We start from the raw sequence: 7328 nt of genomic DNA on the forward strand, positions 1-7328 counted from the left end.
GTCAGCTGGTCCAGATGCCGGTGATGTCCGACGCGGACACGGCCTGGCCGGCGTGCGTGGACGTCCCCGCCAGATCCTCCAGCGTCCGCAGGAGGTTGTAGTGGTTGTACGTGGTCGAGCTGGAGCTGCCCGGGGTCACCTGCTGCCCGTACAGCACCGTCGGGATGCGGTTGCCGCTCAGCGAGTTGTCCTCGTCGAAGGTCACCACGAGCAGGCTGTTGTGGGTCTTGGCCCAGGTCGCGTACGCGCCCAGGTTGTTCTTGATCCAGGTGTCACCGGTCGACACCGAGCAGTCGTGCATGTCGCTGCACAGGTTGGGCACCACGAAGGACATGGTCGGCAGCGTCGAGTAGTCCGTCGGGAACTGCGCGAAGGTCTTGGCGCTCGAGGTCGGCACGTTGGAGAAGCCGAACCACGGGTTGTGCTTCTGGGCGTAGTTGCCGCTCTTGCAGGTGGTCGAACCCTGGCTGGGCAGCGTCTCGTTGTAGCTGCCGAAGGTCTTGCCCGCGGCGGCCACCTCGGAGCCCAGGTTCGCGGCCGAGCTGAAGCCGATCGTCACGCAGCTGTCGGAGGTGATGCCCTGCGTGGAACCGGAGAAGAGCGCGTAGTAGTTCGGCTGGCTGGGGTGGGTGATGGCGTGGCTCTGGGTGAGGTTCGCGCCGCCGGTCCTGAGCGAGTTGATGTACGGGGCGCTGGAGCTGCCGATCACCTGGCTGTACGCGTGGTTCTCCATGACCACCACGATCGTGTGGTCGGGAGTGGGGACGGAGCCTGCCGCCTGGGCGTTGCCGCCGAGGCCGGCCCACAGGCCGGCGGAGGCGGCGGCGAGGCCGCCGGCGGTCAACAGGGCGGTACGGCTACGGCTGCGCACGGGTTACCTCCGGTACGGGGGCGGGTGGGGGCGTGCGTGGTCTGCGGTGCGGCTTGTGCGGTGTGCATGCCAAAGGTAGGGGCGGCCGGGGGACCCGCGGAGCGGGCGGCAGATGAAGAACACGCGAACGCTGCGGTACGCGTACGGGTCCGCGGGCGGCGGCCTGCCGGGGGTGTGCCGGGGTCAGCTGGTCGGCGGCAGGGACAGCCGCAGCCGTACGCCTTGGGGCAGCGGCTCCACCGCCACGCTCCCGCCGTGCGTCTCGGCGATCTGCCGCACGATCGCCAGCCCCAGACCGGAACCGGGCAGCGAACGCGCCGCAGGCGAGCGGTAGAAGCGGTCGAAGACGAAGGGCAGGTCGGCCGCCGGTATGCCAGGACCGGCGTCGCTCACCGACACCACACCCGCGGCGGTCGTGGCCACGGTGATCCGGCCGCCGTCAGGGCTCCATTTTACGGCGTTGTCCACCAGGTTGCCGATCGCGCGCTCCACCGCGTCCGGGTCGGCGTGCACCAGGCAGGGCGCAAGCTCCGCCGCGAAGTCCAGCCGCGGCGACCTGGCCGCCGCCCGCCCCACCACCCGCTGGGCCAGCAGGTCCAGCCTGGTGTCCTCGACGTGGCCCCGCACACCCCCGTAACGGCCCAGGTCCACCAGGTCGTTGACCAGCGACGTCAGCTCGGCGGCCTGGGCGCGGGCGTCGGAGACCAGCGCGGGCGCCTGCGGATCGGCCAGCCCCGGCCCCTCCGCGAGGAGTTCCAGGTTGGTGGTCAGGCTGGTCAGCGGGGTGCGCAACTCGTGCGACGCGTCCGCGACCAGCCGGCGCTGGGCGCCCACCGACTCCTCGAGGGCCGCCATCATCGCCGCGAACGACCGGGTGAGCCGGGCGATCTCGTCCCGCCCGTCCGCCGACAGCCGCGCGGTCAGGTCCGAGGTCGCGGTGACGTGCTCCACGGTCTCGGTCAGCTGCCGCACCGGCCGCAGCACCCTCCCGGCCGCCAGCCGCCCCGCCACCGCCGCCAGCACGCAGCCGCCGGCCGCGATCGCCGCCAGCAGGAAGGCCAGCCGGTTCAGGGTGCTGTGCACCACCGAGGTCCTGATCGCGGTACGCACCAGCACGCCGTCGCTCTCCGCCATCGGCGCGGTGTAGATCCGGTAGCGCCGGCCGGCGTAGTCCGCGTCGTGGAAGTACGCGGGACTGCTGCCCTGCGCGACGGCCACATCCCGCTTGCTGATGTCGGTGAACCCGTCGCTGGGCCCCACACCGGGCTGGACCACGAACTGGAGCAGCAGGGTCGAGCTGACGTTGACCGGCGTGGTCGGGATCGCCGGAGCGCCGGGCGCCTTCCCCCGCACCTTCTCCGCCACCGCGCCCTTCTCCTTGAACGCCCGCACCACGTCGGGCGCCTGGGCCGCCGCCGACACCAGGTCCGCGTCATGCTGCTCGTTCAGCCGGGAGCTGAGCGACGGGTACAGCACCAGCGCCGCGAGCATCAGTGCGGCCAGCACCGCGAGACCGCCCGCCAGCGCCAGCCGGTTGCGCAGGCTCACGGCCCCTCCCGCAGGACGTACCCCAGGCCGCGCACCGTCTGCACCAGCCGCGGCTCACCGCCCGCCTCCAGCTTCGCGCGCAGGTAACTCACGTACACCCACAGCGCGTTCGAGGACGGGCCGAAGTCGTAGCCCCACACCGAGTCGAAGATCAGCGTACGGCTCAGCACCCGGCGCGGATTGCGCAGGAACAGCTCGAGCAGCGCGTACTCGGTCCTGGTCAGGTCGAGCACCCGGTCGCCGCGCACCGCACGGCACGCGGCGGTGTCCAGCTCCAGGTCCGCGAACCGCAGCACCTCCTGGTCGGCGCCGCTGCGCCGCAGCAGCGCCCTGATCCTGGCCCGCAGCTCCTCCAGCGCGAACGGCTTCGCCAGGTAGTCGTCGGCCCCCGCGTCCAGGCCCGCGACCCGGTCGGCGACCAGGTCGCGGGCGGTGAGCATCAGGATCGGCGTGCGGTCGCCGCGCCTGCGCAAAGTGCGGCACACCTCAAGGCCGTTGGGCTCGGGCATCAGGATGTCCAGCACCACCGCGTCGTGCCGCCCGGCGGCCAGCGCCGCCAAGGCGGTGCCGCCGTCCGCCGCCACCGCGACCTCGTACCCGTCCCGGGTCAGGGCGTGCGCCAGCGAACGGCGTACCGCGTCGTCGTCGTCAACCACCAGGACTCGCATGGCGTCAGGGTGCCGTACCGCTTGTCAGCGCAGGATCAGCGTCTTGGGCTTTCCGCCCCCCTTGCCGGGGTCGCCCTTGCCGGGGTCGCCCTTGCCCGGGTCTCCCTTGCCGGGGTCGCCCTTGCCCGGCGCCGGCTTGCAGACGGGCTTGCCGCCGGCCGCCATCTTCAGCTGGAGGATCGCCTTCGCGAGCCGCTGCGGGGTGACACCCAGCTTCTTCGCCACCGCCGCGAAGGCCGGGCTGCCCTCGTCGATCGTGCCCTTCGGGCCGGTGGCCATCTTCTGCAACGCGTCCAGGGCCGCCTGGGCCTTGGACAGCGGTACGCCCAGCACCTTCGCCAGCTGGGCGGCGGTGAAGACGTTCGCCGGTCCCGGCTTGGTCGTGCCCGGCTTCGGGGCGCCGGGCTTCTTGCCCTCGACGAAGATCGCCGTCAGGAACTTGCGGGCCTGAGGGGTGGACATACCCATGTCCTTGGCGAAGGACGCGACGATCTTGTCGGTGAGCTTGCCGCCGGTCGCGGCGAGCGCGATCTTGACGTTGCGCAGGGCCTGGTCGAGCCGGCTGTCCGGCTGCGCCGGGGCGCACTGGCCCGGCTTCTTGGCCGGACCCGTGCCGGTGCCCTTGCCGGGGCTGGTGCCGGCCGCTGAGGCCGCGGTGGCCCCGAGGGCCAGGATGACGGCTGTCGCCGTGGTGATCACTGTCGTGTGGCGCACGGTGCGCCCCCCTTCTCTCGTGCGCCCACCACACCAACCCCGCCTTCACCCCACCCCCGACGAACCTTAGGACTCCCCTAGAGCCCCGCCACCTCCCTCCGGGGGGCCAGGTGATTGCCACTTGCGGTGGCGGTGCTTCTTTCCTGCCCGTCCGGGCTGGGCGCGCAGTTCCCCGCGCCCCTGAGCTCCTGCCCCTTGCGGTGGGCGTTCGGCTTTCCCGCCGTCGTGGCTGGGCGCGCAGTTCCCCGCGCCCCTAAAAACGCTCGCCCTCTGGCGCAGGGGGCGCCGCCCGAAAAACGCTCACCCTGCGGGAAGAGGGCAACAACCAGGGGCGCGGGGAACTGCGCGCCCAGCCACCCACGCACCGGAAGGTGCGAGCCCACCGCAGGTGGCAACCACCTGGGGGCGCGGGGAACGGCGCGACGAGCCTCCACCGGGCGGAAGGTGAGGTGTGGCGAGCCCCCGGAGGGGCTGGCGGATAGGCTCGGGGGAGGGCGCGCGGACGGGAGGGCCGGGATGCAGGGCCGACGAAGCAGTACCTTCACCCGACTGCTTCGTCACGGCTTCACCGACCCCGCCGCGGCCGAGCGCCTGCTCGACGCCCCGGAGCTGTCGGCCGTGCGGGCCGACCCCGTCCTGCTGGAGGCGCTGGGCGCGACCGCCGACCCGGACCAGGCCCTGCTGGGCCTGGTCCGGCTGGCGGAGGCGCTGGACTCCGAGGAGCGCCGCGCGCTGCTGGACACGGTGACGACGGCGAAGCCGCTGCGGGACCGGCTGCTGGGGGTGCTGGGCGCCTCGGAGGCGCTGGGGGACCACCTGGCCCGGCACGCGGCGGACTGGCACGCGCTGGTCACGTACGAGGCGGCCGACCTGCACCCGGGGGTGGCGGAGTTCGAGCGGGGGCTCGCGGCGGCGGCGGACCCGGACGCGCTGCGGGCCGCGTACCGCCGCTGCCTGCTGGGGATAGCGGCCCGCGACGTGTGCGGCACGAGCGACCTGGTGCGTACCGCGGCCGAACTGGCGGACCTGGCGACGGCGACGCTGCGTGCCGCGCTGGCCATCGCCAGCGCCGAGACCCCGCAGGATGCGGCAGCGGCCCGCCTGGCGGTGATCGGCATGGGCAAGTGCGGCGGCCACGAGCTGAACTACGTCTCGGACGTCGACGTGATCTTCGTGGCGGAGCCCGCCGACGGCGTCGAGGAGGTCGAGGGGATGCGGGCGGCGACCCGGCTGGCGGCCCGGATGATGCGGGTGTGCTCGGACACCACCGCGGAGGGCACGATCTGGCCGGTCGACGCGAACCTGCGGCCCGAGGGCAAGAACGGGCCGCTGGTGCGTACGCTGTCCAGCCACCTGGCGTACTACGCGCGGTGGGCGAAGACCTGGGAGTTCCAGGCGCTGCTCAAGGCCCGCCCGGTCGCGGGCGACCCGGCGCTGGGCGCGGAGTACGTGGCCGCGATCCGTCCGCTGGTGTGGCAGGCGGCCGAGCGCGAGCACTTCGTGACCGACGTGCAGCAGATGCGCCGCCGAGTGGTGGACAACATCCCGGCGGCCCAGGTGGAGCGGGAGCTGAAACTCGGCCCTGGCGGCCTGCGGGACGTGGAGTTCGCGGTGCAGCTGCTGCAGCTGGTGCACGGCCGCACCGACAGCTCGCTGCGCAGCGGCACCACCTTGACCGCGCTCGCCGAGCTGGCCGCCGGCGGCTATGTGGGCCGCGCGGACGCCGCGTCGCTGGACGACGCCTACCGCTTCCTGCGGCTGATGGAGCACCGCATCCAGCTGCACAAGATGCGCCGCACCCACCTGGTGCCCGACGACGAGGCGGGTCTGCGGCGCCTGGGCCGCGGCCTGGGCTTCCGCTCGGAGCCGGTCGCGAACCTCAACCGGGAGTGGAAGCGGCACGCCATGGAGGTGCGGCGCCTCCACGAGAAGCTGTTCTACCGGCCGCTGCTGGAGTCGGTGGCCCAGCTCGGCACCGACGACGTGCGGCTGAGCACTGACGCGGCCCGGCAGCGCCTGCAGGCGCTCGGCTACGCCGACCCGGCCGCCGCGATGCGCCACCTGGAGGCGCTGGCCAGCGGCGTCAGCCGCAAGGCGGCGATCCAGCGCACGCTGCTGCCGGTGCTGCTCGGCTGGTTCGCGGACTCCGCCGACCCGGACGCGGGCCTGCTGGGCTTCCGCAAGGTCTCCGACGCTCTGGGCCTGACGCCGTGGTATCTGCGGCTGTTGCGTGACGAGGGCGCCGCGGCCCAGCGGCTGGCCCGGGTGCTCTCCTCCGGGCGGATGGCCCCCGACCTGCTGCTGCGCGCCCCCGAGGCGGTCGCGGTGCTGGGCTCGGTGGACGGCGGCCTGGTGCCGCGCGAGCATGCCGCCCTCGAACAGGAGGTGCTGGCCGCGGTGGGCCGCGCGGAAGGCCCCGAGCAGGCCATCGCGGCGGTACGCGGGGTGCGCAGGCGGGAGCTGTTCCGTACGGCGGCGGCCGACCTCATCGACACCTACGGCGACGATGTCGAGGCCGCGGAGGACCGGGTGGACCCGGCCGAACTGGTCGACCGGGTCGGCTGCGCCGTCTTCGGGGTGACCGCGGCGACGGTGGCCGGCGCCCTGCGCGCCGCGGTCAACGCGGTGACCGGCAACGACGCCCGGCCGCTGCCGACGCGGTTCGCGGTGATCGGCATGGGCCGCTTCGGCGGCCGGGAGCTGGGCTACGGCTCGGACGCCGACGTGCTCTTCGTGCACGAGCCGCACGACGGGGTCGACCAGGCCGAGGCGGGCAAGGCCGCGCTCGCGGTCGCCGACGAGATGCGCCGGCTGCTGCAGATCCCGACGGCCGACCCGCCGCTGCTGGTCGACGCCGACCTGCGGCCCGAGGGCAAGAGCGGCCCCCTGGTGCGCAGCCTCGCCTCGTATGCGGCCTACTACCGCAGGTGGTCGCTGGTGTGGGAGAGCCAGGCGCTGCTGCGGGCGATCCCGGTGGCCGGCGACCAGGACCTGGGCACCCGCTTCATGGAGCTGATCGACCCGCTCCGCTACCCGGCCGACGGCCTGGACGAGGAGGCGGTACGCGAGATCCGCCGGCTCAAGGCGCGCATGGAGTCCGAGCGGCTGCCGCGCGGCGCGGACCGCACCACGCACGCCAAACTGGGCCGCGGCGGCCTGTCCGACGTCGAGTGGACTGTCCAGCTGCTCCAGCTCCAGCACGCGGGCCGGCTGCCCGAGCTGCGTACCACGAGCACCCGGCGGGCGCTGGCCGCGGCGACCCGGGCGGGCCTGCTGGACCCGGCGGACGCGGCGGTACTGGACGAGGCATGGGTGCTGGCCACCCGGGTGCGCAACGCGGTGATGCTGGTACGCGGCCGCCCCGGCGACACCTTCCCAGGCGACGGCCGCGAGCTGGCCGCGGTGGGCCGCTACCTCGGCTTCCCGCCCGGCCACGTCGGCGACATGCTGGAGGACTACCGCCGCAGGACCCGGAGGGCACGGGCCGTGGTGGAGCGGCTCTTCTACGAGGGCTGACGAGCGAGCAC

At 73.6% G+C, this 7328-nt stretch carries 5 protein-coding genes; 1 reads left to right on the plus strand and 4 read right to left on the minus strand.

Annotated features, from left to right (window positions below; all coding sequences use genetic code 11):
* Position 1: 1 nt before the first annotated feature.
* From JT723_RS03205 to JT723_RS03220, 4 genes are all read right to left on the minus strand, one after another.
* The gene (locus JT723_RS03205) at positions 2–871 is read right to left on the minus strand and encodes an alkaline phosphatase family protein (protein WP_205042756.1); all 870 of its coding nucleotides are present in this window, start codon (positions 869–871) and stop codon (positions 2–4) included.
* Between the two features lie 183 nt (positions 872–1054).
* Positions 1055–2419 (minus strand): sensor histidine kinase, encoded by a 1365-nt coding sequence (locus JT723_RS03210; RefSeq protein WP_205042757.1) that lies wholly within the window; start codon positions 2417–2419, stop codon positions 1055–1057.
* The gene (locus JT723_RS03215; protein WP_205042758.1) at positions 2416–3087 is read right to left on the minus strand and encodes a response regulator transcription factor; all 672 of its coding nucleotides are present in this window, start codon (positions 3085–3087) and stop codon (positions 2416–2418) included. The genes JT723_RS03210 and JT723_RS03215 overlap by 4 nt, the downstream gene beginning before the upstream one ends.
* 24 nt (positions 3088–3111) lie before the next feature.
* Positions 3112–3801 (minus strand): hypothetical protein, encoded by a 690-nt coding sequence (locus tag JT723_RS03220; RefSeq protein WP_205042759.1) that lies wholly within the window; start codon positions 3799–3801, stop codon positions 3112–3114.
* Between the two features lie 516 nt (positions 3802–4317).
* On the opposite strand from JT723_RS03220, the gene JT723_RS03225 reads away from it, so the two are divergent.
* Positions 4318–7317: a bifunctional [glutamine synthetase] adenylyltransferase/[glutamine synthetase]-adenylyl-L-tyrosine phosphorylase gene (locus JT723_RS03225; RefSeq protein WP_205042760.1), complete on the plus strand. Its 3000-nt coding sequence runs from the start codon at positions 4318–4320 to the stop codon at positions 7315–7317.
* Positions 7318–7328 lie beyond the last annotated feature (11 nt).

The sequence above is a fragment of the Actinacidiphila bryophytorum genome (assembly GCF_016916835.1).
GTDB classification, from domain to species: Bacteria; Actinomycetota; Actinomycetes; order Streptomycetales; family Streptomycetaceae; genus Actinacidiphila; species Actinacidiphila bryophytorum.

What these genes read in the sequence shown, in the direction of transcription:
- JT723_RS03215 (WP_205042758.1), bottom strand. Translation starts at nt 3,087, where the DNA reads ATGCGAGTCCTGGTGGTTGACGACGACGACGCGGTACGCCGTTCGCTG.
- JT723_RS03225 (WP_205042760.1), top strand. Translation starts at nt 4,318, where the DNA reads ATGCAGGGCCGACGAAGCAGTACCTTCACCCGACTGCTTCGTCACGGC.